Source organism: Mycobacterium sp. (genome assembly GCF_032159565.1).
Classification (GTDB): domain Bacteria; phylum Actinomycetota; class Actinomycetes; order Mycobacteriales; family Mycobacteriaceae; genus Mycobacterium.
On sequence record NZ_JAVHWR010000057.1, the window covers coordinates 1 to 25995 of the forward strand.

A 25995-nucleotide genomic window follows, 5' to 3' on the forward strand; every position below is an offset into this window, starting at 1 on the left:
CGACCACACTTTTGGTGCTGGGTCCTCGGGTGCAGGACCGCGTGGTCAGTCACCTGAGCACCAATCTGCACAACCTGGCGCACGGGCATCTGGGCACGCTTCTGGGCAGTGCCTTCGTCACTGCCGACGGTCAGGTCTACGTCTTGTTGCCGGGACTGGTGTGCCTGCTGGCGTTGGCAGAGCTGCTCTGGCGCGGCGGGCGTTTGGTCCTGGCATTCGCGCTCGGTCACATCGGGGCCACCCTGATCGTTGCCGTCGGGCTGGCCGCCGCGATCAAGTTCGGCTGGCTGCCGATCTCGATCGCCCGCACCAGCGACGTCGGGCTCAGCTACGGCGCGATGGCCGTGCTGGGCACCCTGACCGCCGCGATACCACCGCGCTGGCGCCCGGCCTGGATAGGCTGGTGGCTGGCCGTCGCGCTGGTGGTCGTGGCGTCCGGGGCGGACTTCACGGCGGCTGGGCACACGGTCGCCCTGATGCTGGGCATGCTGCTGTCCATCCGGTTCCGTTCGGCCACGCACTGGACTCTGGGGCGACGGGTGCTGCTGGCGGGTGGTGTCGCGGTCGGCTACCTGATGCTCATCGGGGTGGCGCTGCCGACGGCGCCGGTCGCCGGGTCGACCGGGATGCTGGTCGCGCTGATCGCGCAGTGGGTGGCTCGGCGATGGAGCAGTCGGCGGGTACACCAATCCCTGATTTCTCGCCCGACGGCAGTCGGGCACCCCGATGTTGAGGTCGCTGACGAGGACCAGGACGTGGGTGCCGCGCGCATGTTTGGACAGGCCGATGTGGTGCAGACGGCTGACAAGCTGGCCATGGTGGCGACAGGTCGCGGCGGCAGCCAACACCAAGTGGGGACCTGGGTTGCAGTCGATGGCACGGCGGCCATGCCGAGCGCTATACGCCTGTGCCCGTAGAGCAGGTCGCCGCCATCCAGATAATTTCGGCTGACACCGAACAGGTGTATCTCCAACGCGACCGGTAGGCCGCGCGCTTATGGCGGGGGAATGCCAGCGCGGCCGCTTTCTCGCCTGTGTCTTGAGTGGAGCTGCGCGCAGCCGGCAGTGCGACCATGTGTCAATGACTGTCGCCGAGCCTCGGAGTCGCATGGTGACGTCGACCGAGGTGCTAGTAGCGGGGATGGTGCTGTGCGCGTTGGGCGGCGCCTGGATGCGCGAGGGCGTGGCTGGCAATGCGCGGCTGGCAACTGCTGGCACAGTGTTCTGCGGTGTGTTTCTGCAGGCCGTGCCGTTTCTCGTGCTCGGGGTGTTGATAAGTGGGTTGGTGGCGACGTTCGTGTCGCCGGACCGGTTGACGCGTTGGCTGCCGCGGCGACCCGTCGGCGCGGTGCTGACCGCTGGGGTAGCGGGAGCGGCGCTGCCCGGCTGCGAGTGCGCGTCGGTGCCTGTGGCACGACGGCTCTTTGGTGAGGGGTCGGCCGGGGCGGCGGCGCTGACATTCATGCTCAGCTCACCGGCAATCAACCCGGTGGTGTTGGTCGCGACCGCGGTCGCCTTTCCTGGCCAGCCGGCGATGGTGCTCGCCCGCGCCGTGGCGTCGCTGGCTTCCGCGGTGGTGGTGGGTGTGCTGTGGTCGCGCTGGGGCCGGCTTTCGTGGATCACCCGGGCGCTTCCTGGGCCGCAGCACAGCGATGAGTCCCGGTGGACGGTGTTCACTGAGGCCGCCCGCCACGATTTCCTCCAGGCAGCGTCGTATCTGGTGATCGGCGCCGCCGCGGCGGCCACGCTGCGAGTTGTCGTGCCGCCGTGGGTCTTCGAGCATGTGGCGGGTCATCTGCTGATCGGTGTGGTGACCATGGCGCTGCTGGCGTTCGTGCTGGCGCTGTGCTCGGAGGCCGACGCGTTTGTGGCGGCCAGCCTCACCATGGTGCCGTTGCTGCCACGGTTGGTGTTTCTGGTCGTGGGACCGGCCGTGGATGTGAAACTCGTTGCGATGCAGGCGGGTCTATTCGGGCGAGCGTTTGCGCTGCGCTTCGCCCCGCTCACCCTGGTGGTCACCACCGTGGTCGCGACGATTGTGGGTCTGGTGCTGCTGTGAGACGTGAGCCCCAGAACATGGTGCTACTGCTGGCTGGTGTGAGCGTGGCGTTCATTACGTTTTCGGGCGCCTACACGCGCTATGTCAAGCCGGGCATGCTGCCCTGGCTGCTCGTATCGGCCGCGGTGCTGATCGCTCTGGCGGCCTGCGCGATCGTGCGCGATCTGCGTGCCGGGCAAGCCACCGATGACAGCGGGCATTCCGACCGCGGTGGCGTCGTGTGGCTGCTGGTGTTGCCGATCGTGGTTTTGACCTTTGTGGTGCCACCGGCTCTGAGCCCGCGGGCTGCCGCGCCGACGGTGATGGCGACCAACACCCGGCCGTTTCCGCCGCTGCCTGCCGGACGCGCGCCGACGGTACCGCTGCCTGAGGTGTTGATGCGCATCGCCACTGGCACCGCCGGTGGCCTGGACGACAAGCCGATCACCATTAGCGGTTTCACCATGCTCGACGGTGAGCATGTGGACCTTGCGAAGATTGTCATCATCTGTTGCGCCGCCGACGCCCAGCTGGCAAGGCTCCACCTGGCCGGACCGGCGGTGTCCATGGCCGCACAACTGCCCGACAACACCTGGGTTCGGGTTGAGGGCACGGTGCCTTCCGGGCAGAGGTACTCGGGGACGTCGTCGATCCCGACGCTCGATGTGTCGGACGTGGTGCGTATCGATCCCCCGGCGAACACCTATGGCGCTTGAACTTGAGCTACGCGACGATGCGCACGGCTCGGTCGCTTGGGCTAGGCGGTGGAGCCCAGGTCTGGCTGCACGTTATGTTCTGCCCGCCGGCATCAGTCGTCGACAGCCGTCGAAATCCTCTGGCGCCCACAGTGAGATAAGCGCGAGCGACCGCGCACCCAACGCCGTAGCTTCATCGGCGCCTTCCGGGTTCGAGGACGGGGGATGATCGCCCGCGGACGGCCCGCTGTCGGGCTTGTTGTGTCGACATCGTCTGCGATAACGCCGAGCACGGGGAGGGTGGCTCAGGGATGCCGGCGGTCACTCGCTGACCATCATAAGATGGTTCATCTGGGCGATCTCTCTCTGCTGAGCACTGATCATCATCTTCGCCAGCTGAATAGCGTCCGGACTGCGACCCTGGTCAATCTCGTTCTGCGCCATTGCGATGGCGCCTTGGTGGTGGCTGATCATCGACGTCATCCACAGCGCATCAAACGATGGTCCGCTCAGCGACTGAATCTTGTTGAGCGTCGCGCCATCCACCATTCCAGCGACGGGCATTCCCATATGGTCCATCGAGTTGTCGTGGCCGGGAGCGTCCTGCACGCCCCACTGCGCGAGCAGTCCCTTCATCGTCCGGATCTCCGCTTGCTGATCTGACGAGATGTGTGTCGCCATGACGAGCAGGTCGGAGTTGGTGCTTCGTGACGGCACCCACGCCGTCATATCGACGGCCTGGCGGTGATGGGGAATCATGTCCTCGGCGAACGCCACATCCGCAGCGTTGTGCTCGGCTGATTGCGAGGTCTGGGCAGGGGAGGTGCCAGTGGGACCGGTTCGCTCGTTCGTTGACGGGCCACCGCAAGAGACCAGGACGAGCACCACCGCTGCGGCGGCCCAACACACCTTCGGCGACATAGATCGAGGCTACTGCGAGCAACGGGCGCAAAGATGCGTCCGGATTCGCCTGCCCTTTTCGGCGGCCTCGGATGCCGTGGAGTCGAACGCGTGACGGCCCCGTCCTGAAATGGCGTGACGCCGAAGCGAGCTACCGTGGGCCCCGTGCGGTGCACCTCAAAGGCGGCTCGAATACTGCTGATAAGTCTGATCACGATGGCAGCCGTGATCGCGTGTCGATCCGAATCCCGGCCGCCGCAGTCCAGCGCCGCGAGCTCTCACGCCGGAGGTTTCGCGGCGACGCTGCGCCAGCGGGTGACCGCCGAGGAGATGATGGTGCACCTGAGGTCGCTGCAGCACATCGCCGACGCCAACGATGGCAATCGGGCATCCGGCACTCCCGGCTATCAGGCCAGCGTCGACTACGTTGCTCATGTCCTGCAATCGAAGGGGTTTGACGTGCAAACGCCCCAGTTCGAGCTCCGGCTGCCCTTCGCCGACGCGCCCGCCGTTACCGTCGGTGGCGCAAACTTTGCCGCCAAGGCGCTGGAGTACACCATCGGCACGCCGCCCGACGGTGTCACCGGACCATTGGTGGCTGCGCGAGTCGAGGACACTCCCGGCTGCACGGCGGCAGACTATGACGGATTACCCGCCGCTGGCGCGGTCGTGCTGGTCGATCGCGGCCAGTGTCCGTTCGGTTCGAAGCAGACTGCGGCTGCCGAACGGGGCGCGGTCGCGCTGATCGTCGCGAACAACGTCGACGGCGGGGAGCCCGGCGCGACGTTGGGCGCGGACACCGACGTCAGGATTCCGGTGATCAGCGTCAGCAAGGGCGATGGTGCCCGGATGCGCGCGCAGCCGGGCGTAACGACGATCAAGCTGAACGCCGGTGTTCGCACTCAGACCGCCCGCAACGTCATCGCTCAAACTAAGACCGGGTCCACCACTGACGTGGTCATGGTTGGTGCTCACCTGGATAGCGTGCCTGCCGGTCCGGGAATCGACGACGACGGTTCCGGAGTCGCGGCGGTTCTGGAAACCGCCTTGCAACTGGGGAGCTCGCCTGATGTGCACAACGCTGTGCGGTTCGGGTTTTGGGGTGCCGAAGAGCTCGGGCTGCTCGGCTCCGCGAACTACATTCAATCCTTGAACGCCGACGCTCTGAAAGACATCGCGCTATATCTCAATTTCGACATGATTGCCTCACCGAATCCCGGCTACTTCACCTACGACGGCGACCAGTCGACACCGCTGGACCCCCAACAAGATCCGCCCCGAGTACCTGAGGGTTCGGCCGGCATCGAGCGCACGCTGGTCGAACTTCTCAAAGAGGCCGGAAAGACTGCGCAGGACACCTCATTCGACGGCCGGTCCGACTACGAGTCATTCACCCGAGCCGGCATCCCCGCCGGCGGAGTGTTCACCGGGGCGGTGACCGACATGACCGAACAACAAGCGAAGTTGTGGGGTGGAGTCGCCGGCCAACCCTTCGACCCGAACTACCATCAGAAGACCGACACGCTCGACCACATCGACCAAGCCGCGCTCGACGTCAACGGAAAAGCGGCGGCGTACTCGGTCGGCCTATACGCCCAAGATCTGTCCGGACGCAACGGCGTTCCCGTCCGCAGCGACCGAACACGGAACGTAGTCACAAAGCCATGATCCCGGCGAACATCTGCCTCGACCTATGAGGCATCCTCCGACGCCCTAGCCCGCGCCCCCAAATAACGTCCTACGAGGCGTAACGCACGGCCAGACCCTCTACGCCACCGATATTCCGACAACTGATGGTCCGGCACCGACGTTGTCACAATGGTGTCACAACTAGATGCGGATTCGGGGAGTCGACGGGAGACGGCTTGAGACGAATCGCCCTGGTCACAAGGTTTCGAGAGTCATTGCACGACAGTCAAATTGGGTAGATATCCGACCGGCGGTCGCAGGCTCAAATCCTGTCAACCCAACCAAGCAAGTAGCAGTACAGAGGCGGTTTCGGAGAAATCCGGAGCGCCGCCGCGCTGTTTCTTGGCTCGCTTCGCGGCTGTTCGTCGAGCGGGTTCTCGCCGCGAGCTGGCTGAACTCAGCGGTTAGGCGCGGTATCTCCGCCAGCTGCGAAGCGGCTGTCGAGTCGGGCGATCAGTGAATTCAGGTAGCGAAGCTCCGCTTCTGCGCTGTTCACGGAGCTGCGTTGGCGGCGCGCGGCGTCGGATGGGCGGTCGATGAGTGCTCGCCGCTTTCCGATTTCTACCTGGAGGAGCTGGCATTCGGCGTTCAGTTCGGCGCGAAAGTAGGCTGCCTGCCGCGCGTCGGCTGCGCCGCTGCTTGGTCGTCGATAAGCGTCATCGCTCGTACCCTAACCGCGGCCTTCGAATGCCGCACATCGATGTAGTCGCGGTGATTCGAACCTATGACTTGGCCGTGCGACCACGCGGCGTGGTTCCGATCCCGCCGGACCGTTTCGATGCAATCCGCGGCGTCGGGCAGAGCGCCAGCGAGCCGGCGCGCGCCCGCGGCCACCAACTCGACGTCGGCGGAAAGCCAGGATGGTAAGTCATCCTGTGAAGCGCAGATGGCGTGAAACGCGTTGTAAAGAAAGGCCTTTGACCTAGTCGCTATCGACTGACCCACGCTTCTTGGCGCATAGGTTATGCGTACGGCGCTTGGCTTCGCGCGGCGTCACATCTTGAGCCTTCTGGTGATGGAAAAGATCCGAACTGGTTTGACACTGGCCGGTTCTGGAGTGGCGATTCGCTGCCGCTGACGCCCGGCTACCAGCTGGGCGAGGAGATCGCCGTGGTACCCGGCTAGTTGATCTTCAACTCCGCCATCTCCGACCAGCCGGTCGCATCGATCGTTTGATTGAGAATCTTCGGCGTGGACGCGATCGCCCGCGGCATCTCCCGCAGTACCTGTTTGAAGTGCTCGCTGTTGACGTGCGCCGCGGCCGCTTCGGCGTCGCGGAAAGCCGCGACCAGGACGTACGTGGCCGGGTTTTCCAGACATCGGGCCCAGTCGAACCACAGATTGCCGGGTTCGGCCCGGGTGGCAGCGGTGAACCGCTCGACCAGTCCCGGCCAGCGCCTCGTCCAGTCCGGCCTGGTCTCGAACTTCCCGACGATGAAGATCATGACGGTTTGGGCGGAAGCGGAAATCGCAACGACGCGGCTGTCAGGTGCTGCTTGAGGACGGTGTCGGCGGAGACGTGTTCGATCGACCCGCTCTCGTTCATCACAACTTGGACCAGCTCGTCCACGATGTCTGGGGCACGGCGCACCGGGCGTCCACATATCGGGCACGTATCGCCGGAAAGGGCCAACCAGCGATCGTTGTCGCATATCACGCCCGGTGCCACCGCTCCATCCTGGACCAGGAGCGCGTCCACCGCTGCGACGCTCCCGGCCCACAGGCATTCGGGAAGACCGAGGACAGCCCATCCGCCCGCAGCCGACTTCTCTACCGTTTCGGCCACCATCCGCTCCTCCTCGTCGCGCTCATAGCGGTCGAGTATCGCGGCGGCCTGCTGCTTGACATCGCCGAAAGCGGTGCGCGCATCGTCGTCCACCGTGAATGTGCCGGCGAGGGTCGGCCGCAGTTCGTGGGTGAGGTGATCAAGGAAGCGCGGCACCTCCGCGTGGTGGCCGCCGACGATCAACAGCTCGAATGCACCGTCGCGATGCAGCTTGTCGAGCATGGTGACCACGTCGCGGAAGTGACGCTTGGTCAGCTCCTCGGCCTTGTCTTGATTGCGGCCGGGGTCGGCGCCAACCCGCAGTGTGTCGATCTCAGACATCTCATCCTGGTAGAGCTCCCAAATCCGGGCGGTCTTTCGGTCGACGACCGCTACGCAACAGCGGTGATACTCGTCGAGCACCGCCAACATCGGCCGGACCCAAGGGGTTTCATCGACCACAATCCGGTCATGCACGCTGCGGGGAAGCCGAACTTCCTCGAAGAAGTCGCGACCGCTGCACGAGAACAGCGCAAGCGAACCGGGCGACCAACCGTCGTCCTCCTCGACCGCCTTGGTGAACCGCTCGATATCGGCACGGACGGACAGCATCACGTCGTGGTCTTGTTGGTGGTCCTGCGCCATCGGCCGGATTTCGTGCAGCAGGCTGTCTACCTTGGTGCGAACGACTGTGCCACGGTCCTGGGGCTCGTACGGCACGACGGCATACAACGAGATGACCGGCATGCCGTTCCCGCGAAAGCCAACTATCCGGTTGACTGTCTCCGCTGTGATCACAGCGTCATCGCATGTGCAGGCGGGCAATCGCCACGGCGCAACATCACGAACCGATCGGCAAGCCAGACCAGGGCAGGACCGTTGGGATCCACACCGGGGACGATGTCCAGCATCGTGTATGCGTTGGCCACGCACGACGCCAGGAAATCGCGTTCCTTCTTCTCAAGGCCAGCTTGTGTCGTCATATCGGGCTCCTCCTAAGACGGTGGTGGCGGCGGAAACATCCATCAACCCGTACCTTGCCCAACGAAGCAGCCGCGTACCTCAGCCCCCAGGCACCAGCTAATGGGGGTCGAATTGACCCTGCAAGACGAGCGCCCAGCATCATCCCTGGTTCGCCCGCTGCTCAGGTGTGTCTGACGATTCGATCAGGCGTCGACGAACAGAGTCGCCGTTAGCGCCGTAACCCGTCTAGGAGGAGGCGCTGTGAGTCCGAGGACAGAGTGCGGGGCGAATTAAGTGCGCGGGGCCGTCTCGATGTCGACGAGATCGATGAGCCACTTCAGCGCTGACGCTCTGGTGGGGGCGGCGTCAGTGCGGTTGGAGCCCGACCAAGCAATAGCAGGAAAATGGGTTCGGAGGGCTCCGGGGCCGCACTCTTCGCATCGATGACGGCCACCACGTCGTCAGCGAGATCCCGATGCCGCATTGGCGGCCGCCTTGCCCTCTCGACTCTGAGCAGAGTAACCGGGCGCTTTTGCAGACGCCGGCGACGCATTGCAGTTCAGTGAGACAAGTATCTGGTGCCTCACGGATCCCTTCGAGTTCGCTGGCGGTCGAACGTCACGTTTTTGCGCGGAGGCGACCAGGCAGTCGGGCCACGCCTTGCGGTCTCCCACCGTTGTCGACACGACTGGCTCGAGCCCCGCAGCACTCAACGCCGAAGAGGCATCGCTGTACTTCTGGCCCGTCACGTCCGGCGACGAGGCCGCGGCAGCCTGTGGCAACTGTCCCGCCACTAAGCCGGCAAAGCATAGGCCAGCGAACATTGCGACTAGGCGCGACGTCGTCGATCCGGTCACGCTAACGCCCCCCAGGTACGGCAGCCGGGGTCTCCGGCTGCGGGCTGGGCGGAGTCCGCGTGGCCGTCGCGCCGGTTTGCATCCCACTGACGACGGGTTGCGTGTAGACGGTGTTGGTCGCCGCGCTACCCGAGCCGGCAACGACGTGCGGTCCGGGCCCGATGTCGACCCTGCCGCTGTAGACCGCCCCTAGTCCACCGAGAGCGACCACTGCGCCAATGCCGAGGACGGCTAGCGGTTTTACCGGCTTCCGTTCCAGGTGTGTCGAATTAGGTTTCATGCGTTCACGATTGCCTGCAGCCGCTGAATTATTGCTGAGGCCAGCTGAGAGGACGACTAGTCAGCGCTCGTCTATTGTGAACGCACGGAGACCAATGCACCGTTGGGCCGTTGGCGTTCGCCTGTGCGGCGGTGAAGCGGCACCGGAAGGAAGCCGAGCGGCTGCCGTCGGACTTGGACGGTCTCGTAAGCCACCAAGCCGATGAGAGCAGCCAGCAAAGCGGCCGAGGTCCAGGTGGTACCCCACCCGAGGCCGCCTCGCCCGTGCTCTTTGGTCAGTACGTTGCCCAAGTTGGCCCCCAGCGGACGAGTTAGCACGAATGCGATCCAGAAGAGCAGCATGCCGTTGACTCGCGTCCAGTAGTGAAGCGCGAGGAGTGCCAACAGAGCCGTCGAGAGCACAACCACGCTCGGCACGAAGCCCAATCCCAAACTGTCAGCGAGGAAGTCACCGCTTGAGGTGCCCAAACTGTTGGACACCAGGATCGCGATCCAATAAAGCATTTCGCCACGGAATGTCGCGATATTCTCGACGTCGAGAGTTTGACCGCTTCTCCACCAGGCGACGAAGACGATGACAAGGCCCGTGGAAAGCACAAGGGCGCCACCGCTGTAGCCGATACCGCCGGTGCGGTTCATGAGATCCGAAAGCGTAGTTCCAGCGGTGCTGGTCAGGGCGATGGCCGTCCAAAAGATCGCTGGATGGAATCGGCGGCCCCGGAGCTGAACGGCGACCGCAATCAACAAGACGGCGAAAAAGATCACGGTGCTGAAGAAATAGCCGACGTTGAGCGTCTGGGCGAGCAGGTCGCCTCCCGTCTCGCCGAGCGTCGTCGCGATCATCTTGATGGTCCAGAACAGCGCGGTGATGTGTGGGAGTTTCCGCATCACCATATCCGTCGAAGGTGCCGTATCGGCTGCGCGCATTGACATTTCAATCCTCAGGGATGTGAGAAAGTATGGAGCCGGTGACGCGCCGATGCGCCACGCTGGCGATCTTCAGGCTTGCGGCTCGGCGCTGAAGACACACTGAGGATTTCTGAGCGCGTCCTTATGAAATGACTCGGCAGCCTCGATTCGCCTTGGGCGTTGCAGCGTTCCTGAAAAGTGGCACAGGCCATTTCAGCGTCTTCACAGTCCTCCATCGGCAACGTGATGGGACAGCCAGATCGGCTGTATTGAAAGGTAGGAATCAACGTGGGAATCAACCGACGGAACAAACTAACGGCAGCGGTGTCGGCCGCTTTGGCGAGCGCTGCAATCATTGGCGGTGCCGCGATTGCCAGTGCGACACCGACTCCGGCCCCTCCGCCGAGCCCGCCCGCGGCGACGGACAGCCCCGAGCCCGGTGATACGCCGGACGCTCCTGGCGCGGTCGACACCCCGGAACCGGGTGATACGCCGGACGCTCCGGGCGCGGTCGACACCCCCGAGCCGGGTGATACGCCGGACGCTCCCGTCCCCGCGCCGCCGGGAGGCTGACCAGCTCTCCGTGGGCGCACGCGATTGTGCGTCCACGGAGAGCTGGTGTGACGGGCGGCACAGGGCCGGCGGCCTTCAGCGTGGCTTCAGACAGGTGTTGGCACCCTGGTGGTTGAGCGGTGCGCGCTGTCACCGGGAAGGCGGGTTCAGCAATGCGTGTGTTGATCGTCGAGGACGAGGCTGATCTGACCGATACCCTTGCCGCCGGGTTGCGGGCCGATGGCTTCACCGTCGATGTCGCCCGCGACGGCGCCGCCGGGCTGGAAAGAGCCCAGGCAACCTCCTACGAAGCGATCGTCCTGGACATCATGTTGCCCATGCTGTCCGGGTACGAGGTGGTGCGCCGGCTGCGGGCAGGAGAGATCTGGACCCCGGTGGTGATGCTGACCGCAAAGGACGGCGAGTACGACGAGGCGGACGCGCTCGACCTTGGTGCTGACGACTACATCACGAAGCCGTTCTCATACGTCGTGCTGCTTGCCCACCTGCGTTCTGTCATCCGCCGCGGAGCGCAAAAACGGCTGGCGGAGCTGGCCGTCGGGGATCTCGTGCTCGACCTGGTGACGCGGAAATGCAGACGAGACTGCAATGAAATCGAGCTGACGCGAAAGGAATTCGCTGTCCTTGAGTACCTGATGCACCGACATGACGAGGTGGTGCCGAAGTCCGACATCCTGGCCAACGTCTGGGACCTCTTCTACGATGGCGATCCCAACATCGTCGAGGTCTATGTCGGATACCTGCGACGCAAGATCGATGCGCGATTTGCCCGGCACAGCATCGAGACCATCCGCGGTGCGGGATACCGACTCCGTGACGACGCGCGGCGTCCGGCCCGGGCATGAGTGACCGTGAGTTGGCCCGCAGCCGCTCACCGACCCCCGCAGTGGTGGTACCGCCGGTCGCTGCGGGCGCGATTGACCGTAGCAGCGGTGGCCGTCATCGCCGTTGGAATGGGCGCTGCAGCGGCGCTGCTGTTGTGGCGGATGCACGCGGTGCTCGCAGCGAATCTGGACACCAGCCTGACGCAACAAATTCATGCGGCGGCAGAGAATGTTGCCGCAGGCAGCATGCCACCGCGTGTTTCGAAGACGGCCGGTGCTTCAATAGGCGCTGAAGGAGATAACCCGGCTGGTTGACCTCGTCAACGATCTGCTTTCGCTGGCCCGCGCGGACGCGGGCCGCCGACCGCGAAGTCGACCGGTCGATCTCGACGACCTGGTGTGGCGGGCGGCGACAGATGCGCGTGAGCAAGGCCCGCCGAAGATCGACACCACAGGTATCGCGCCCGTACGCGTCCTCGGCGATACAGCCGGGCTGCGCCGGGTGGTGCAGAATCTCCTCGACAATGCACGCCGGCACGCCAACGACACCGTGACCGTCCAACTGCGCCTGAATTTCGACCCCCGTCGTCCGGTGGGGATAGCGCGGCGGTGCCGACGGCGACGCTCATTGTCGCCGATGACGGTCCCGGAATCCCCGTGGCCGACCGACAACGAGTGTTCGATCGCTTCGTACGACTCGGCGAGGGTCGGCCGCGGGATTCCGGGGGCACCGGCCTCGGGCTCGCCATAGTCTCGACTATCGTTGCCGAGCACGGTGGACGAGTGTGGATTGACGGCGGCGAGGCCGGTACCGCATTGTCGTGCAGCTACCGGCCGTCCCGTCATAGCTTGGTGGCGCCACGAAAGTGGCTGCGCCGCAGCAGAACCGTCCAGAGTCATCGGATCCGATGTAATCAGACTGAGGAGCTGGAACTGCCGTAATAGTGTTGCGGACTCCCGCGCGGCCCCGTTTCAGCGTCCTTTCAGCCGGCACATGACACCGTCTTCGCATGACGGCACGCCGGAACGGAGGGCAGTGCACATGAAGCGCATTGCCTCGGTGGGCATCGTCTGCTTGTCGGTCGCGCTCGTACTGGGTGGGTGTGGGTCGAATGCGACGACGTCGGCCTCGGGCACGCAACCTAGCGGCACTTCAGCGGAGACGCCGGCTCCAGAGGACAACCCGATCGGAGACATCCCCGATACCCAGGTGTACGTGCCGTTTGCGGCGGCCAACGGGTCATTCACGCTGTCGGTCCCCGAGGGTTGGGCCCAAACGGTCGACGGCTCCGCGGTCACCTTCACCGACAAGCTCAACACGGTGCGCATCGATGCGCGGCCTGCCGTTTGGGCCCCTTCGCCGGAGTCGGTGAAACGTGACGAGTTGTCTTCGGTCAAGACCGCCAACGGAGGGCTCACAGTCGAGGCGGTCAAGCGCAGGTCTGGTGACGCCGTGTTGGCCACCTATCAGGCTGCGTCGGCGCCGAACCTGGTGACCGGCAAGGCCGGGATCGACGCCGTAGAACGTTACTCATTCTGGCGCGCAGGCCAGGAGGTGATCCTGACCCTCTCTGGACCCGTGGGAGCGGACAACGTCGATCCGTGGCGGACGATCACCGACTCGTTGCAGTGGCGCTGATAACCGACCAATGAACACCAGTGCCTTGGAGGCTCGGTCTCTTTACCGGTTCTTCCGTGCCGGGGACGAGGAAACGCTTGCGCTTCAGGGGGTGTCGTTGACCGTCGCACGGGGTGAGTTCGTGGCAGTCACCGGACCGTCCGGTTCGGGGAAGTCGACCCTGTTGTCGTGTCTGGCAGGAATGGATGATCCTGACGGCGGTGACGTCACCATCGCCGGCTCGCGAGTCAGTCACCGTGCCGAGCCCGCGCGGGCCCGAATTCGGGCCAGACACATCGGGATGCTGTTCCAGAGCGCGAATCTGATCGAACACCTCACCGTTTCCGGCAATCTTGCCCTCTCGCAATCATTTGTCCGTCCCCCCCGCCGGGACACCGCGGAGCTGTTGAGAGCCTTGGACATCCACGCACGGATGACTGCTTATCCGAGCGAGCTCTCCGGAGGAGAACTCGCCAGAGCAGGTCTCGCGGTTGCGCTCGCGAACGAGCCGACGGTGCTCCTCGCGGACGAGCCGACGGGCGAGCTCGACAGCGTCACGGAGGCACGAATCCTCGACTTGCTGACAGCCGCAGCCGACCGCGGGACGGCGGTGATCGTCGCGAGTCACAGTCCCGCTGTGGCGGCTGTCGCTTCACGAGTCCTCCGCCTAGATGACGGACGGATGTGTTGACGACTGTCGCCGAGTGCACCGGTGTGAGCCGTAGCTTCGGCTCGGGTCGCACGTCGGTGCTCGCCGTCGCCGGAGTGGATTGTCAGATCACGTCGACAGCCCGAATCGCGGTGACCGGGTCCTCGGGCTCTGGAAAGTCGACCCTCTTGCACCTGCTCGCCGGCGTCGATACGCCTACTGCGGGAACCGTTCGGTGGCCCAAGCTGCCCGCGCGGCCGCTCGGGCGACCAGGAGGGATCGGCATCGTCTTCCAGGGCCCGAGCCTTTTGCCAGGGTTCGACGTCGTCGAGAACGTCGCACTTCCCATGCTCTTGGCGGGACAGGACGAGGACGCTGCAGATGAGAACGCCCGGGCGGCACTGGATCTCGTCGGCATGAGCGGAGCTGCGACGAAACTGCCCGATGAACTCTCAGGTGGTCAATCCCAGCGCGTCGCGATCGCACGGGTGCTTGTCACGCGTCCCGCCCTGATACTCGCTGATGAGCCAACCGGACAGCTCGACCATGCCAACGCCGACCGGGTCATCACCGTGCTCCTGAGCACCGCGACGTCGATCGGAGCGGCCCTCGTGCTCTCCACCCACGACCCCGCCGTCGCTGCCAGGCTCGATGACCGATGGTCGATGCGTGACGGCCGGCTGACGTCGCCCGCCGACTCGCGGGCTTTATGATCGCGACCTGGACGCTGGGGCTGCTACGGCGCCGCAGCGGACGGATGGCAGCGACCGCGATCGGCATCGCCGCCGCCGTCGCGCTGCTGTCCTGTCTTGGCATATTCCTGTCGGCCGCACAGGCGTCCATGACCGCTCGCGCCGCCCGCACCATCGCGGTCGACTGGCAGGTCGAAGTCCAGCCAACCACACAATTGTCCTTCGTCATGGACGAAGTTCGCTCCACGCCCCACGTTCAAGCCGCGTTACCGGTCGGGTTCGGCCATTCCTCCGGATTGAGTGCAATCGGCGGGGCCGGTACCCGGACTACCGGACCCGCGATGGTGCTGGGAATTCCTCCCGAATACCGGGACCGGTGGCCGGGGGAGATGCGCACCCTGGTCGGCTCCGACAGCGGTGTTCTCATCGCCCAACAGACGGCCGCCAATCTTAGTGCCGCGCCGGGTGACACCGTCCAAATCGGGCGGTCGGGAATGCCTCCGGTGAACGTTCGCATCGACGGGGTAGTCGAACTGCCACAAGCAGATTCACTGTTTCAGAAAGTCGGCGCTCCAATTGGAGCCCAACCGGTAGCGCCACCGGACAACGTCCTGGTGCTTCCTGACGTCCAATGGCACACAATGTTCGACCCGCTTGCCGTCGGCCGGCCCGATCTGGTCAGCATGCAGATCCACACCGCGCTCGATCGCGCGCTGCCGAATGATCCGTCGACGGCATACACAGAGGTTACGGGCGCGGCGCACAATCTGGAGGCCAGGGGCTCGGGCGGCGCGCTCGTCGGTGACAATCTCGGCGCCGCCCTCGACGCGGCCCGCGGTGACGCGGCATACGCGCGAATCCTGTTCCTGTTCCTTGGGTTACCGGCCGCGGCCCTCGCGGTACTGCTGACCGCAACCGTGGTCGACTCGGGATCGGACCGACGGCGACGGGAGCATGCACTGCTGCGCGCCCGAGGCGCCACCAGCACGCGACTGCTGAGATTGTCGGGGGCCGAGGCGATCGTGGTCGGTGTTTTGGGCAGTGCCCTTGGCGTTGCGGTCGCAGCCGTCGTCGGAGTCGCCACCTTCGGGACTTCGAGCTTCGGCGCGAACTCCTCGGCCGCGCTGGCTTCGGCAGGCGCATCCGCGGCAGTTGGACTGGCGATCGCAGGGATGACCGTCCTGGCGCCGGCGTGGCGGGAGCAGCGTCAAACGTCCGTCGCGTCAGCGCGCACCTGGCAGCGCAGCATCAGTCAGCCACTCTGGATGAGAACTGGTTTGGACATTGTGTTGCTCTGTGCCGCGGGAGTGATCTTCTGGCAGTCCGGGCGCAACGGATATCAGGTCGTTCTCGCTCCCGAAGGCGTACCTTCGATCTCGGTCTCCTACTGGGCGTTCGTCGCGCCCGCGTTGTTCTGGATCGGCGGCGCACTGTTGATCTGGAGGCTAAGTGACCTCTTGCTTGGGCGTGGTCGCGGGCTGGTGGCCCGCGCCCTGTTGCCGGTGACAGGTCGGCTCGCGCGTCTGCTGTCGAACTCGCTCTCGAGGCAGCGTATGCCCATGGCCAGGGCGATCGTCGTGCTCGCATTGGCCGCAGGATTCGCCGTCTCGACGGCGACATTCAATGCCACCTACCAAGCCCAGGCCGAGGTCGATGCCAAACTGACGAACGGCGCCGACGTGACGGTCACCGAGCCGCCGGGGGCGAATGCGCCTGCGTCGACGGCCAAGGATCTCGCCGCGGTACCGGGAGTGCGCGGCATTGAACCGATCCAGCACCGGTTTGCCTACATTGGCGCCGACCTCCAGGATCTGTACGGCGTCGACCCGACCAGAATCGCAGCCGTCACCGCATTGCAGGACCGGTACTTCAGCGGCGGCGCCGTCGACCAGCTGATGAAAGAGCTGTCCAGACAACCCGATTCGATCCTGGTAAGCGCGGAGACCGTGACAGATTTCCAGCTGGTGGCCGGAGACACCATCAATCTGCGGCTACCCAATGCCAAGACGCGCGAACTCAGCACCGTGCGATTCCGCTATGTCGGCGTCGTCAACGAGTTTCCGACCGCCCCGAAGGACAGCTTCTTCGTCGCAAACGCGAGCTATGTCGCCCAGCAGACGGGTAACGAGGCCGTTGGCGCATTCCTGATCGACACGGGCGGCCGGGACACCACAGCGGTGGCTCAACGGGTTCAAGTGCTCGTGGGACCGTCGGCGAAGGTGACCGACATCGCCGAAACGCGTGGCACCGTCGGGTCCAGCCTGACCGCCGTCAACCTGGCCGGGCTCACCCGCATCGAGCTCGGGTTCGGACTATGCCTGGCCGTTGCGGCCGGGGCACTTGTGCTCGCGTTGCGTTTCGCCGAACGTCGCCGCACCTTCGCGATCGCCAATGCGCTTGGTGCCTCGCGAAATCAACTCAGGTCCTTCGTCGTAGCGGAGGCGTGGGTGCTGGCCTTCTGCGGTCTCGTTGGCGGGGCAATCATGGGTGGGCTGCTGTCACAGGTGCTGGTAAAGGCTCTCACCGGCGTATTCGACCCGCCCCCGGGTTCACTCACCGTTCCATGGGTCTACCTCTTCGCGACGGGGGCAGCAACGATCATCACGATCGGCGCGGTGTCCTTGGCGACGGCGCGGTTGGCAAGCCGCTCACCCGCGCAGGCCTTGCGCGAGTTGTGAGACTTCAGTCCCGGTCACGCCAGTGGCTTGCGAAGCGAGCGTCGAGCCGTTCGATCAGGTGGTCTAGGTGTCGCACTTGGGACTCTGCGCGATGGACGGCCGAGTGCAGCCGGCTGGTATCAGCGCGACGCTCGATGAGGGGCCTTCTCTCGAGGATCCCGTCCAGCAATTATCGTCGCTGCGCGTCCAGTGATTCGCGGAAGTAGGCCGCCTGCTCAGCATCAGCCGGTGTCTCTGTCATAGCGACAAGCTGTCATCGACAGCCTTAAAGGACGCTGTGCTGCACGCGTTCACTCGGCCGACACGTCCTAACCGCCGTTACAATTCATTTAGTCGGGCCGTGCCTTCGGCACCCTATGATGTCGGCGAGGTAGATGGTGAATGGATCGGCACTCTTCGTCACGGTCTTCATGGCGTGTCTGGTCGAGGCCGTCGAGGCGCTGACGATCATTCTTGCTGCCGGCACTGCACGTGACTGGCGCTCGGCTATCACGGGCGCGCTGGCAGGCGTGCTCGTTCTGGTGGTGGCGATCGCAGCGCTGGGGCCTGCGGTCTCAGCGATCCCCCTGGATGGATTGCGGCTCTTCGTCGGCGGGCTGCTATTGGTCTTCGGGCTGCAATGGCTGCGCAAAGCGATCTTGCGCGCCAGCGGCTTCAAGGCTCTCCACGACGAGACCCTGGCCTACCAGACCACGCTCGCCGATGCGGAACTCGCCCCGAAGGGCCGCCGGGTGTTCGTGGATGACTGGTACGCATTCACGCTGTCGTTCAAGGGAGTCGTGCTGGAGGGTATGGAGGTCGCGTTCATCGCCCTCACTTTCGGTGCCAACCAAAGGAGCATTCCGTTGGCGGCGCTGGCCGCGGCGGCAGCGGTGCTACTGGTTGCGGTTGTCGGCTTCGCCGTTCGGGCGCCGCTGTCGCGAGTACCGGAGAACAGCATGAAGTTCGTTGTCGGGGTGATGCTCACGGCGTTCGGGATCTTCTGGGGCGCAGAAGGCGCCGGCGCACACTGGCCCGGCGACGACATCGCTCTGCTGGTTCTGATCCCCGCTATCGCGCTGTACGCGCTGGCGCTGGTGGCTGTATTCAAGCGTCGCGCATCCGTGGATGTCGTTGTGCCTCAGGAGGGTTGACCGTGCATAGACTTCGCGAGTTCGGGGCCTTCTGGTACGACTTCATCATCGGTGACGACTGGCGGGTTGCGCTGACCGTTGCCGTCGCACTAGCCACCACCTTCGTGGTGAACCGCCTGACCGGCGCAACCCTGTGGTGGATCGTGGTGGCCGCGGTCGCCGCCGTGTTGCCCATGACCATCTACTGGGCAACGCGTAACCATCAGTGAGCAGCGTTGCCGGGGAACCGTCCTACCGGAGCGAGGCCTGCAGCGCGGTGAGAGCCTGCTGCTCTGCGGCAGGGTCGGGCTGGCCGGCGCGTACAGCCTTCAGCGCGCTGTCGATCTGACCGTCGAGTACCGTCCAGCCTGTCTCGTCCAACGGCTCGAGGGTCTTCTGCCCGTCGTCCCAAGCGGTTTCGAGATCAGTGATGCGAACCTGCGCGCCGGTCTGGTCGCCGGCTTGCACCTTCGCAAGCGTGTCATTCGTGATGGTGCGGAACTTCGTGACATCCGTAGCGGGGAACTTCGCCGTTGCCGACTGACCCGGAGCCAGCGTCGCAGTCACTGACGAGCCGCCCGACTCGCTTTCGCTTGCTGCCGCGGTGGTGTGCGGTTGGTCGGCGGCCCAGATGAGCAGAGCCCCTGTGGCCAACGCGATCACGGCGTAGTACCCGTGCATGACATGCTCGCGGACCGGTTTCTCGGTGGTGGTGGTGTCATGCGGCTTCTCGATGACGTCGGCGCGGGTAATCGAGAGGTAAATCACTGTGGCCAGGATCGCGCTGAGGAAGATGACGCTCGTGATCGCGACGCCCAAACCAAGGCCCTGTTGATCCTTCGGGAACCCGAGCCAGTCGCCGAGGTTGGCGCCCAGCGGGCGGGTCAGGATGTAGGCCAACCAGAAGGACAGGACGGCGTTGGCGCCGAGCCGCCAACCAATGACGATCGCCACGATGAGTCCGGCAGGCAGCAGCACCGACGTACCGGGTCCCCATCCGGTGAGTTCGAGGATCCAGTCGCCGGCCGCGGTACCGAGGGCAAAAGTGACCAGAACCGCAAGCCAGTAGAACAGCTCTCGTGGTGTCGTCGTAATGCTGTGGATCGAAAGCGTGCGCTCTCGCGCGAACCACACACCGAAGACCAGCGCCAGTATCGCGGCGAACACGGTTGTGCTCAGTGCCAGTGGAACGCCCCAAACGTCGGTGAGTATGTCCGTATAGAGCGTCCCGGTAACGCTGACCACGACGACCGTGAGCCAGTAGACGAATGGGACGTAGCGGTCGAGGCGTAACTGCCATGCCAAAACCGCGACGAGCACAACCGTGAAAATGAGCGACGTCGGAATCAGCCCGACGCCCAGAGTCATGTTGATCCAGTCGGCGAAGCTCTCACCCACGGTCGTGCACAGGATCTTGATGACCCAGAACCACACGGTTACTTCGGGCACCTTGCTCAGCATCAAGCGCATGGGTTTGACGGCTGCAGCTCTGGGTGTCTCGGTCATGACGCAGACCGTAGTGGACGTAGCTGAAGCCGCGCTGAAGACGATTGCAACCCCGCTTGTGGGCGCCCAAATTTTTAGCGTCCTCAGCCGTTCTTCAGCGACTGTGGCTGACCCTGAATCGTCCACGCCGTAGTGTATGCAAGCCAGATCAGGGTTGGCGCCTGGTAGTGAAGGGAATCGAGCGCAGTGCACCGGCTGAGCCATCTACCGGCCGACGGGAGTCACACTGAAGGCATGAAGCCTTCCGCCTCGGCCATCGGATCGCCGTCGCGGTGGACGGTGCGTACCCGTTCGGCGGTCGCGTCGACGCTGGTCGTGGCGACCTGTTTGTTATTGGCAGGCGGCGCCCTGTTGCTCGTCCTGTTCCGGACACTGGAGGGGTCCGCGCAGGCCACGGCCGCTTCTCGCACCGCCCAGCTGGTAGACCAGCTGAGCACGGAAGCGCCCGCCGAACTCGACAGAGCGATGCTGGCGACCGACAGCCAGGTAGGTGTGGTTCAGGTCACCGATCAGTCCGGAGCGCTCGTCGCGCAGTCGGCAGGCAGCCCGCCTAAACCCGTGGTGGATCGCAGACTGTCCGCTGGCGCGACGCAGTCGGTCGGAAGAGTGCAGATCGGCCAGGACTGGGACCTGTGGGTAACGGCGGCCGGCGTGGAGACTCCATCCGGACCCATGACCGTTCTCGTCGGCGCGGATCGCGAGCCGGTCGAAGACGTCATCACGACCGTCTCAACTCTCCTCGCCATCGGTGGGCCGATTGTGATCGCGCTGGTCGCGTTCGGCACTTACAGACTCGTCGGCGCGGCGTTGCAGCCCGTCGAACGGATCCGCGCACGCGTTTCGTCGATGACCCACTCCAAGCTTGCCGAACGGATACCGGTACCTCCGGCGGAGGACGAGGTCACCCGGTTGGCCGTGACTATGAATGACATGCTGGATCGACTCGAAGCGAGTCAGAGCGCACAACGCCGCTTCATCAGCGATGCGTCACACGAACTGCGCAGCCCGTTGGCATCGATCACTGCCGCGCTGGATCTTGCTCACCGACGTCCGGATCTCTTGGATCAGTCATTGATCGACGATTCGCTTCTTCCCGAGGCTCAGCGAATGTACGGCCTGGTGGAGGATCTTTTGCTGCTCGCCCGCGCGGATGAGCGCGGCGGCCGCAACATCAAAATCGACGTCGATCTCGACGACATCGTCTTGGCCGAGGTCGAGCGCGTTCGTTCGCTCACCCACCTGAGGGTCATCGCCGACGTGAAGCCGGCAAGGACTTCTGGCGATCCGGGCGCCTTGTCGCGTCTCGTCCGCAATCTGGTCGACAACGCCGTCCGGCACGCGCAGGAGGGCATTCGACTCGAATGCGCGCCCGTTGGCGGCAGTGCCCGGGTGGTCGTGTCGGACGACGGGCCGGGAGTACCGGCAGCCGATCGCCAACGGGTGTTCGGTCGGTTCGTCCGCTTGGATACGCCGCGCGACCGAGCCGCCGGCGGCGCAGGCCTTGGTCTATCGATAGTCGCTCAGATCACCGAGGCCCACGATGGCACCGTCAGTGTCGACGATTCGCCCAGCGGGGGAGCTCGCTTCGTCGTCGATCTGCCCCTAGCCGCCGACGAAGCGGTAGCCGACACCACGAACGGTTTCGATGCTGTTGCCGGAGAACGGTAGATCGATCTTGCGCCGCAGGTATCTGACGTATACCTCGACGATGTTCTCGTCGCCATCGTAATTGGTGTCCCACACCGCTCTGACGATTTCGCCCTTGCTGACCACTTTGTCATGGTGCCGCATCAAGAACTCCAAGACACTGTATTCCCGTGGCGTCAAGGTCAGCTCGACTCCTGCCCGGGTCACCTTGTGTCGCGCTGGATCGAGCTCGATCTCGCCGGCAGTCAACACGGCGGGACGCTCGGGTGCGCCGCGCCGCACCAGTGCTCGAAGCCTGGCGAACAGCACGACGAATGAGAACGGTTTGACCAAGTAGTCGTCCGCACCCAGATCGAAGGCGTCGGCGAGGTCATACTCGCCGTCCTTGGCGGACAACATCAGCACGGGCGTCCACACATTCTGGGCGCGCAGATCCCGCACGAGTTCATATCCGTTCTTTCCCGGCAACATGATGTCAAGGATGATCGCGTCGAAATTGTCCGACGCGGCGGTGTGCAAGCCGTCATCGCCGCGATGCTCTACGTCGACGACGAAACCTTCGGACACCAGTCCGCGGCGAATCGTCTCGGCGAGGCGGACCTCGTCTTCGACTACCAGCACCCGCACGTGTTACATCCATCCGATCGTCGTTACTCGACCAAGTACACCAGAACGACTGTGTTTGCCGCGAGGACTTCTCAGCTTCCGTTCAGCCGCCAACGGCGACTCTGTGCCGGTGGGCGAAATGACGACCGCTATCGGGGCCGTGATGGCGGATGGGATTGCGGCGGACAGCGAGGCAGCGGGGTCGATTCTGGTTCTGATGGTCTGTGCTGCCGCACTGGGGATCAGTTGGCGCTACCACGACCGTATGACGCGGTGGTGGTCGACGTCGGTTCGTGTTGCCGGCTTGCTGATGGGCCTGGTCGTCGTGGCGCTGCAGGTGAGCCAACACGGTTGGCTGGTGGACGTCGACAATGCCGTCACCGCGTGGATGGTCGGCCATCGCAACCCGGTCGCCGACCACATAGCCCTGGCGGTGACCAATGCCTTCGGGCCGGCCGAAACTGCTTGTGCAGCAGTGCTCGTCGCGATATTGGCGGCTGTTCGCTTCCGCTCCGGCGTCAGCGGGCTCACCGTTATCGCCGCTGTCGGCGGGGCCTCTGCGTTGTGCACGGCACTGAAACTGCTGCTGGCGCGCGCTCGACCTCCCATCGGAATTCAGGAAACGCTGGAGACCGACTACTCGTTTCCCTCGGGTCACGTCACAGGCACTGTGGCGTTATTCGGCATGCTGGTGGTTGTCGTAGGAATGCATCGGAGAGATGCCGTCACCGCATGCCTTACATGCGCCGCGGTCATGGTCGTCGCTGCGGTCGCGTCGAGCCGGCTCTATCTCGGGGTTCATTGGCTCACCGACGTGGTGGCCGGCGTGTTGTTAGGGTCGGCGGTGGTAGCGATCGGCGCGACGGCGCTGCGCGGGCTGACCGAAAACGATGAAGGGCGGCCAACCTCCGACGACACCGGCCCTCAGCGGCACGAAGTCCTATTGTGAACGTCGGGCTGAGCACCGGCATTCTCAACCCGGACACCCTCCTGGCCACCTTCGGGCTGGCAGGACTACTTGTCACGGTCTTCGTTGAGACCGGACTGCTGGTGGGGTTCTTCCTGCCGGGCGACTCCCTGTTGTTCACCGCTGGAGTGGTTGCGGCGCAGTCCCCGGCACTCATTCCATTGTGGTTCCTGCTCGTCGCGATCCCCGTCGCTGCGATACTCGGCGATCAATGTGGCTACCTGATCGGGCGGACCGGCGGCCCCGCGGTGTTCGACCGCCCCAGCGCCAAACGGCTGGGGCCGGCGCAGTTGGCCAGAGCGCATGCGTTCTTCGAGAAATACGGAGCGCGCACTGTGCTGCTCGCCCGATTCGTACCCCTCATGCGAACGTTGGCGCCGGTCATGGCAGGTGCATCCGGCATGAACTATCGAACCTTCACGACGTACAACCTCCTCGGCGGCGTGGCGTGGGGCGTCGCCGTGCCGTTACTCGGGTACTTGCTCGGCGGGATTTCGTTCGGCCGTGCGCATATCGAACTGATACTCATCGGGGTCGTCGTGCTGTCGATGCTGCCCTTGCTCGTCAGTTACCTGAAGGCGCGCTGTCGGCGACGAACAGCGATCGCTCAATAGTTAGTTCAGCGTTTTTTCAGGTGGGCACTGGCACGTTGACGTCATGACTGATACGCCAGAACCTGCCGCTGAGGGTGACTCGGCGATTGCGGCGCCCAGCCCCCAAGCTGACCCCCAGGCTCCCCGCCAGCGGCGATCCCCGTGGACCCGGCTGAATCGAACCAATCGAATTGCCACAGTGGTCCTTGGCGTAGTAGCTGCAGTGTTTGTGGCCGCGCTGATCTTCGGCGCCGGCCTGCTGGTCGGGGCGGAGTATGGCGACTCAGAGGGCCACGATGAGGGCACCGGATCATCGGAGTACCGCGACGGCGACCGGACGTCGGGTCAGGACCAAGGTGACGAAGGCGCATCCGCAGGCGACGATAGTCGCGGGGGCAGCGAAGGAGCCGACGGCGAAAGCGGTCAAGGGGCGCGCGACGAACAAGGTCAACCCGACGCACCACATGGTCAGGCACCTGGTGAGTCGAATGGTCCGCCGCGACCCTGATGGCCCGACGCTGAATCGCCAAGTGTTCGAAGGCTTGCGGCTTGGTACCGAGATCAGTGCCACCATGGAAGTACCGCGACCCGACGGAGTAGGCCGGGAGGCGCCTCATGCACCAACACGCGATGCAACTGGCAGCCCGGTCGTCTGTCGTGCTGCTGGCGCTCGCCGCGGTCGGCGTGGTTGTACCCACTGCTGCCCGCAACGAAGGCCCATCGTACGAGGCCGGCTATACAGCGGCGTCGAATCCGAAGTTCGTGCGTTTGGCGTTGTCTGACAGAGGGATGAGCTCTGCCTCGTTCTGCGATGAGCTGCTCCAGCGCACACTCACCGGCGCGCGATCGACTGGCTTACAACAACTCGATTTCCTTCGCGGTTGTGAGCACGCGGTTCACGGCGTCATGGAGTAAGTGGCGGCTCGACCGCCGACCTAAACCGTATGAGTGGTTATTTTCAGCTGTTTTCTGGTGTCGTCGTCAAGGGCTCCGGGCGGCTGCCGCGCTGATCTCGCCGCCGAAGTACAGCGCCGTCAATCCGGTAGACCCCGCGCAACAAATGCTTCGGGGATCTGCGGACGGGTGAGGCGGCCCTGGATTTCCTGCGTCGCCAGATGCACAGTCTGCTGAATCTGAACGACCCCGCCACCGAGGTCTGCCCCCGATGGTGCCCATTTCTGGAAGGCAATTGACACAAGGGCGCGAGAGCGCTTGTGGCACAATCAGTCCCACAACCCGCCCGCGAAGGCGCGTGAGGTCGATGTTGACGATCGCGAAGCACAAGCGGTGGTGGGTCGGCTACAACATCGACACCCGTCCAGACGGCCGAGCAAGCCGGCGGGTCCTCAATGACCGTCCATGGCTGTGATCATCGGTGCGCTCCTAAAGCAATGCAGCTGGAAGCTGGTCAACGCCCGCCGGCAAGCTCGTCGAACGACCAGACCAATCAGGAGCGGGAGCGGACGAGGGCGACGAGGTAGGCCCGATCGGTCGTCACCTGGAACTTCCGGTCGGTTTGGCTGCTTGACGGGGTGGTGTGCATGGATGGAATCAGACATGCAGGGCGGGCCGGTAGATGAGCTCTTGGATATTGCCGTCGAGCGTTCGGCTCTCGATCAGCTCGAGGTCGAAGTCGGCCGCACCCTGAAAGATCGGGTCATCACCGGTCTGACCGGTGATTACGGGGAAGAGCGTCACCTGAACGCGGTCGACCAGGCCGGCGGCCACCAGCGCCCGGTTCATCGACAGGCTGCCGTGCGAGCGCAACGGCACCTCGGACTCTTCCTTGAGCCGGGCGACGACGTCGACGGCGTCGCCGCTCACGACGGTGGCGTCAGGCCAGTCGAGAGACCCGTCCAGGGTCGTCGACACCACCGTCGCCGGCAGGGCCCTCATCCGGGTGACCACGGGTCGCGCACCCCGGAGTCCTCGGTGCCCTCGGCCAGCATTTGCGCGAATGCCCGATATGTGTTGGCGCCGAAGACCATTCGCTGCTTCTCGTCGTAGAGGGCGAGGCGGTGGTCGAGCAGTTCGGGGCCTTGCTTGCCCCAGTAGCCGCCCCAGTCGCCGCCGCTGACGCCGCCGAAGCCGTCGAGGCTGGAAAAGACGTCGAAGGTGTAGGTAGCGGTCATGATGCTCTCCTCGAGTGCGGTTGGCGGCGTGTTGGGGATACAGACTGGAAGCCATGGCGAAACTAATCGCCTCTGCCGATCCACAGGTTCTGACAATTGCTCCAGCGCACCGCGACCACCCCGCCGCGGGCAATCGGTGATCGGACGTTTCCGTCAACTCGCGCTGGTCGGGGCGTTGCTGCGTGTTTCGATGGCCTTGACGCTGTGGACGAATGCCTTCCGTAATACGCCCTTGCCGATCGTTGCGAGTACGGCCGCCAGGAAGCGTCCCTTGAAGTTCTTGCCCTCGCGGACTATGACAACG

General features: G+C 64.6%; 26 protein-coding genes and 2 pseudogenes. 20 read left to right on the forward strand and 8 right to left on the reverse strand.

Translation table 11 applies throughout. From position 1 onward, the window contains the following. The 3 genes from QOC76_RS07055 to QOC76_RS07065 form a co-directional block, all read left to right on the forward strand. A partial coding sequence (locus tag QOC76_RS07055) for a rhomboid-like protein (protein WP_526355606.1) occupies positions 1-917 on the forward strand: 917 nt, incomplete at its 5' end. Between the two features lie 163 nt (positions 918-1080). Continuing rightward, complete coding sequence (locus QOC76_RS07060; protein ID WP_526355608.1) at positions 1081-2058, forward strand: permease; 978 nt, start codon at positions 1081-1083, stop codon at positions 2056-2058. Next, a complete protein-coding gene (locus tag QOC76_RS07065) occupies positions 2055-2753 on the forward strand; it encodes a TIGR03943 family putative permease subunit (RefSeq protein WP_526355610.1) in 699 nt (232 codons plus the stop codon). The genes QOC76_RS07060 and QOC76_RS07065 overlap by 4 nt, the downstream gene beginning before the upstream one ends. 300 nt (positions 2754-3053) lie before the next feature. Here the strand turns inward: QOC76_RS07065 and QOC76_RS07070 are convergent, their stop codons facing one another. Beyond that, entirely contained in the window at positions 3054-3653 is a 600-nt protein-coding gene (locus QOC76_RS07070; protein WP_526355612.1) for a DUF305 domain-containing protein, read from the reverse strand. 195 nt (positions 3654-3848) lie between these two features. On the opposite strand from QOC76_RS07070, the gene QOC76_RS07075 reads away from it, so the two are divergent. The 3 genes and pseudogenes from QOC76_RS07075 to QOC76_RS07085 all read left to right on the forward strand — a co-directional run. Continuing rightward, positions 3849-5300 (forward strand): M28 family metallopeptidase, encoded by a 1452-nt coding sequence (locus QOC76_RS07075; protein ID WP_526355614.1) that lies wholly within the window; start codon positions 3849-3851, stop codon positions 5298-5300. A gap of 526 nt (positions 5301-5826) precedes the next feature. Then, the gene (locus QOC76_RS07080) at positions 5827-6027 is read left to right on the forward strand and encodes a hypothetical protein (protein WP_526355616.1); all 201 of its coding nucleotides are present in this window, start codon (positions 5827-5829) and stop codon (positions 6025-6027) included. 314 nt (positions 6028-6341) lie between these two features. After that, positions 6342-6446, forward strand: a pseudogene (locus QOC76_RS07085) (guanylate cyclase); the annotation flags it as partial. Here the strand turns inward: QOC76_RS07085 and QOC76_RS07090 are convergent. From QOC76_RS07090 to QOC76_RS07105, 4 genes are all read right to left on the reverse strand, one after another. Beyond that, positions 6443-6766 (reverse strand): putative quinol monooxygenase, encoded by a 324-nt coding sequence (locus tag QOC76_RS07090; RefSeq protein WP_526355618.1) that lies wholly within the window; start codon positions 6764-6766, stop codon positions 6443-6445. The pseudogene QOC76_RS07085 and the gene QOC76_RS07090 overlap by 4 nt on opposite strands. Beyond that, positions 6763-7884: a baeRF10 domain-containing protein gene (locus QOC76_RS07095; RefSeq protein ID WP_526355620.1), complete on the reverse strand. Its 1122-nt coding sequence runs from the start codon at positions 7882-7884 to the stop codon at positions 6763-6765. Before QOC76_RS07095 ends, QOC76_RS07090 begins: the two co-directional genes overlap by 4 nt. Next, positions 7881-8069, reverse strand: coding sequence for a hypothetical protein (locus QOC76_RS07100; protein ID WP_526355622.1), 189 nt, complete (start codon positions 8067-8069; stop codon positions 7881-7883). The genes QOC76_RS07095 and QOC76_RS07100 overlap by 4 nt, the downstream gene beginning before the upstream one ends. A 1188-nt stretch (positions 8070-9257) precedes the next feature. Continuing rightward, positions 9258-10112 carry a COG4705 family protein gene (locus QOC76_RS07105; RefSeq protein WP_526355624.1) on the reverse strand — a complete coding sequence of 285 codons (855 nt, stop codon included), beginning with the start codon at positions 10110-10112 and terminating at the stop codon, positions 9258-9260. 707 nt (positions 10113-10819) lie between these two features. Here QOC76_RS07105 and QOC76_RS07110 point away from each other — a divergent pair. The 9 genes from QOC76_RS07110 to QOC76_RS07150 all read left to right on the forward strand — a co-directional run bounded on the left by QOC76_RS07110 (position 10820) and on the right by QOC76_RS07150 (position 18470). Beyond that, on the forward strand, positions 10820-11512 hold the full coding sequence (locus QOC76_RS07110; RefSeq protein ID WP_526355626.1) for a response regulator transcription factor: 693 nt from the start codon (positions 10820-10822) through the stop codon (positions 11510-11512). Positions 11513-11599: 87 nt separating this feature from the next. After that, positions 11600-11806, forward strand: a complete 207-nt coding sequence (locus QOC76_RS07115) for a hypothetical protein (protein ID WP_526355628.1) — start codon at positions 11600-11602, stop codon at positions 11804-11806. A 294-nt stretch (positions 11807-12100) separates the two neighbouring features. After that, complete coding sequence (locus tag QOC76_RS07120) at positions 12101-12433, forward strand: ATP-binding protein (RefSeq protein WP_526355630.1); 333 nt, start codon at positions 12101-12103, stop codon at positions 12431-12433. A gap of 100 nt (positions 12434-12533) precedes the next feature. Continuing rightward, positions 12534-13130, forward strand: coding sequence for a hypothetical protein (locus QOC76_RS07125; protein ID WP_526355632.1), 597 nt, complete (start codon positions 12534-12536; stop codon positions 13128-13130). Between the two features lie 10 nt (positions 13131-13140). After that, the gene (locus QOC76_RS07130; protein ID WP_526355634.1) at positions 13141-13800 is read left to right on the forward strand and encodes an ABC transporter ATP-binding protein; all 660 of its coding nucleotides are present in this window, start codon (positions 13141-13143) and stop codon (positions 13798-13800) included. Beyond that, the gene (locus QOC76_RS07135; protein ID WP_526355637.1) at positions 13797-14471 is read left to right on the forward strand and encodes an ABC transporter ATP-binding protein; all 675 of its coding nucleotides are present in this window, start codon (positions 13797-13799) and stop codon (positions 14469-14471) included. The genes QOC76_RS07130 and QOC76_RS07135 overlap by 4 nt, the downstream gene beginning before the upstream one ends. Continuing rightward, on the forward strand, positions 14468-17128 hold the full coding sequence (locus QOC76_RS07140; protein WP_526355639.1) for an ABC transporter permease: 2661 nt from the start codon (positions 14468-14470) through the stop codon (positions 17126-17128). The genes QOC76_RS07135 and QOC76_RS07140 overlap by 4 nt, the downstream gene beginning before the upstream one ends. A 374-nt stretch (positions 17129-17502) precedes the next feature. Beyond that, positions 17503-18261: a COG4280 domain-containing protein gene (locus QOC76_RS07145; protein ID WP_526355641.1), complete on the forward strand. Its 759-nt coding sequence runs from the start codon at positions 17503-17505 to the stop codon at positions 18259-18261. Positions 18262-18263: 2 nt separating this feature from the next. Then, positions 18264-18470 (forward strand): hypothetical protein, encoded by a 207-nt coding sequence (locus tag QOC76_RS07150; protein ID WP_526355643.1) that lies wholly within the window; start codon positions 18264-18266, stop codon positions 18468-18470. A gap of 22 nt (positions 18471-18492) precedes the next feature. Here the strand turns inward: QOC76_RS07150 and QOC76_RS07155 are convergent, their stop codons facing one another. After that, positions 18493-19746, reverse strand: coding sequence for a COG4705 family protein (locus tag QOC76_RS07155; protein WP_526355645.1), 1254 nt, complete (start codon positions 19744-19746; stop codon positions 18493-18495). A 234-nt stretch (positions 19747-19980) separates the two neighbouring features. On the opposite strand from QOC76_RS07155, the gene QOC76_RS07160 reads away from it, so the two are divergent. Then, a complete protein-coding gene (locus tag QOC76_RS07160) occupies positions 19981-21414 on the forward strand; it encodes a sensor histidine kinase (RefSeq protein ID WP_526355647.1) in 1434 nt (477 codons plus the stop codon). Here QOC76_RS07160 and QOC76_RS07165 read toward each other — a convergent pair. Beyond that, positions 21349-22020, reverse strand: coding sequence for a response regulator transcription factor (locus QOC76_RS07165; RefSeq protein WP_526355649.1), 672 nt, complete (start codon positions 22018-22020; stop codon positions 21349-21351). The genes QOC76_RS07160 and QOC76_RS07165 overlap by 66 nt on opposite strands. Positions 22021-22138: 118 nt before the next feature. Here QOC76_RS07165 and QOC76_RS07170 point away from each other — a divergent pair, with 118 nt between their 5' ends. The 4 genes from QOC76_RS07170 (at position 22139) to QOC76_RS07185 (ending at position 24474) form a co-directional block, all read left to right on the forward strand. Further along, positions 22139-22948 carry a phosphatase PAP2 family protein gene (locus tag QOC76_RS07170; RefSeq protein ID WP_526355651.1) on the forward strand — a complete coding sequence of 270 codons (810 nt, stop codon included), beginning with the start codon at positions 22139-22141 and terminating at the stop codon, positions 22946-22948. Further along, positions 22945-23580, forward strand: coding sequence for a VTT domain-containing protein (locus QOC76_RS07175; RefSeq protein WP_526355653.1), 636 nt, complete (start codon positions 22945-22947; stop codon positions 23578-23580). The genes QOC76_RS07170 and QOC76_RS07175 overlap by 4 nt, the downstream gene beginning before the upstream one ends. A gap of 202 nt (positions 23581-23782) precedes the next feature. After that, positions 23783-24067 (forward strand): hypothetical protein, encoded by a 285-nt coding sequence (locus QOC76_RS07180; RefSeq protein WP_526355655.1) that lies wholly within the window; start codon positions 23783-23785, stop codon positions 24065-24067. A gap of 122 nt (positions 24068-24189) precedes the next feature. Next, positions 24190-24474, forward strand: coding sequence for a hypothetical protein (locus tag QOC76_RS07185; RefSeq protein WP_526355657.1), 285 nt, complete (start codon positions 24190-24192; stop codon positions 24472-24474). A 636-nt stretch (positions 24475-25110) separates the two neighbouring features. On the opposite strand, the pseudogene QOC76_RS07190 reads toward QOC76_RS07185, so the two are convergent. Further along, a pseudogene (locus tag QOC76_RS07190) lies at positions 25111-25691 on the reverse strand (dihydrofolate reductase family protein). Positions 25692-25995: the final 304 nt, after the last annotated feature.

What these genes read in the sequence shown, in the direction of transcription:
- QOC76_RS07060 (WP_526355608.1), top strand. Translation starts at nt 1,081, where the DNA reads ATGACTGTCGCCGAGCCTCGGAGTCGCATGGTGACGTCGACCGAGGTG.
- QOC76_RS07070 (WP_526355612.1), bottom strand. Translation starts at nt 3,653, where the DNA reads ATGTCGCCGAAGGTGTGTTGGGCCGCCGCAGCGGTGGTGCTCGTCCTG.
- QOC76_RS07075 (WP_526355614.1), top strand. Translation starts at nt 3,849, where the DNA reads ATGGCAGCCGTGATCGCGTGTCGATCCGAATCCCGGCCGCCGCAGTCC.
- QOC76_RS07090 (WP_526355618.1), bottom strand. Translation starts at nt 6,766, where the DNA reads ATGATCTTCATCGTCGGGAAGTTCGAGACCAGGCCGGACTGGACGAGG.
- QOC76_RS07100 (WP_526355622.1), bottom strand. Translation starts at nt 8,069, where the DNA reads ATGACGACACAAGCTGGCCTTGAGAAGAAGGAACGCGATTTCCTGGCG.
- QOC76_RS07105 (WP_526355624.1), bottom strand. Translation starts at nt 10,112, where the DNA reads ATGCGCGCAGCCGATACGGCACCTTCGACGGATATGGTGATGCGGAAA.
- QOC76_RS07110 (WP_526355626.1), top strand. Translation starts at nt 10,820, where the DNA reads ATGCGTGTGTTGATCGTCGAGGACGAGGCTGATCTGACCGATACCCTT.
- QOC76_RS07125 (WP_526355632.1), top strand. Translation starts at nt 12,534, where the DNA reads ATGAAGCGCATTGCCTCGGTGGGCATCGTCTGCTTGTCGGTCGCGCTC.
- QOC76_RS07130 (WP_526355634.1), top strand. Translation starts at nt 13,141, where the DNA reads ATGAACACCAGTGCCTTGGAGGCTCGGTCTCTTTACCGGTTCTTCCGT.
- QOC76_RS07140 (WP_526355639.1), top strand. Translation starts at nt 14,468, where the DNA reads ATGATCGCGACCTGGACGCTGGGGCTGCTACGGCGCCGCAGCGGACGG.
- QOC76_RS07145 (WP_526355641.1), top strand. Translation starts at nt 17,503, where the DNA reads ATGGTGAATGGATCGGCACTCTTCGTCACGGTCTTCATGGCGTGTCTG.
- QOC76_RS07155 (WP_526355645.1), bottom strand. Translation starts at nt 19,746, where the DNA reads ATGACCGAGACACCCAGAGCTGCAGCCGTCAAACCCATGCGCTTGATG.
- QOC76_RS07160 (WP_526355647.1), top strand. Translation starts at nt 19,981, where the DNA reads ATGAAGCCTTCCGCCTCGGCCATCGGATCGCCGTCGCGGTGGACGGTG.
- QOC76_RS07170 (WP_526355651.1), top strand. Translation starts at nt 22,139, where the DNA reads ATGACGACCGCTATCGGGGCCGTGATGGCGGATGGGATTGCGGCGGAC.
- QOC76_RS07185 (WP_526355657.1), top strand. Translation starts at nt 24,190, where the DNA reads ATGCAACTGGCAGCCCGGTCGTCTGTCGTGCTGCTGGCGCTCGCCGCG.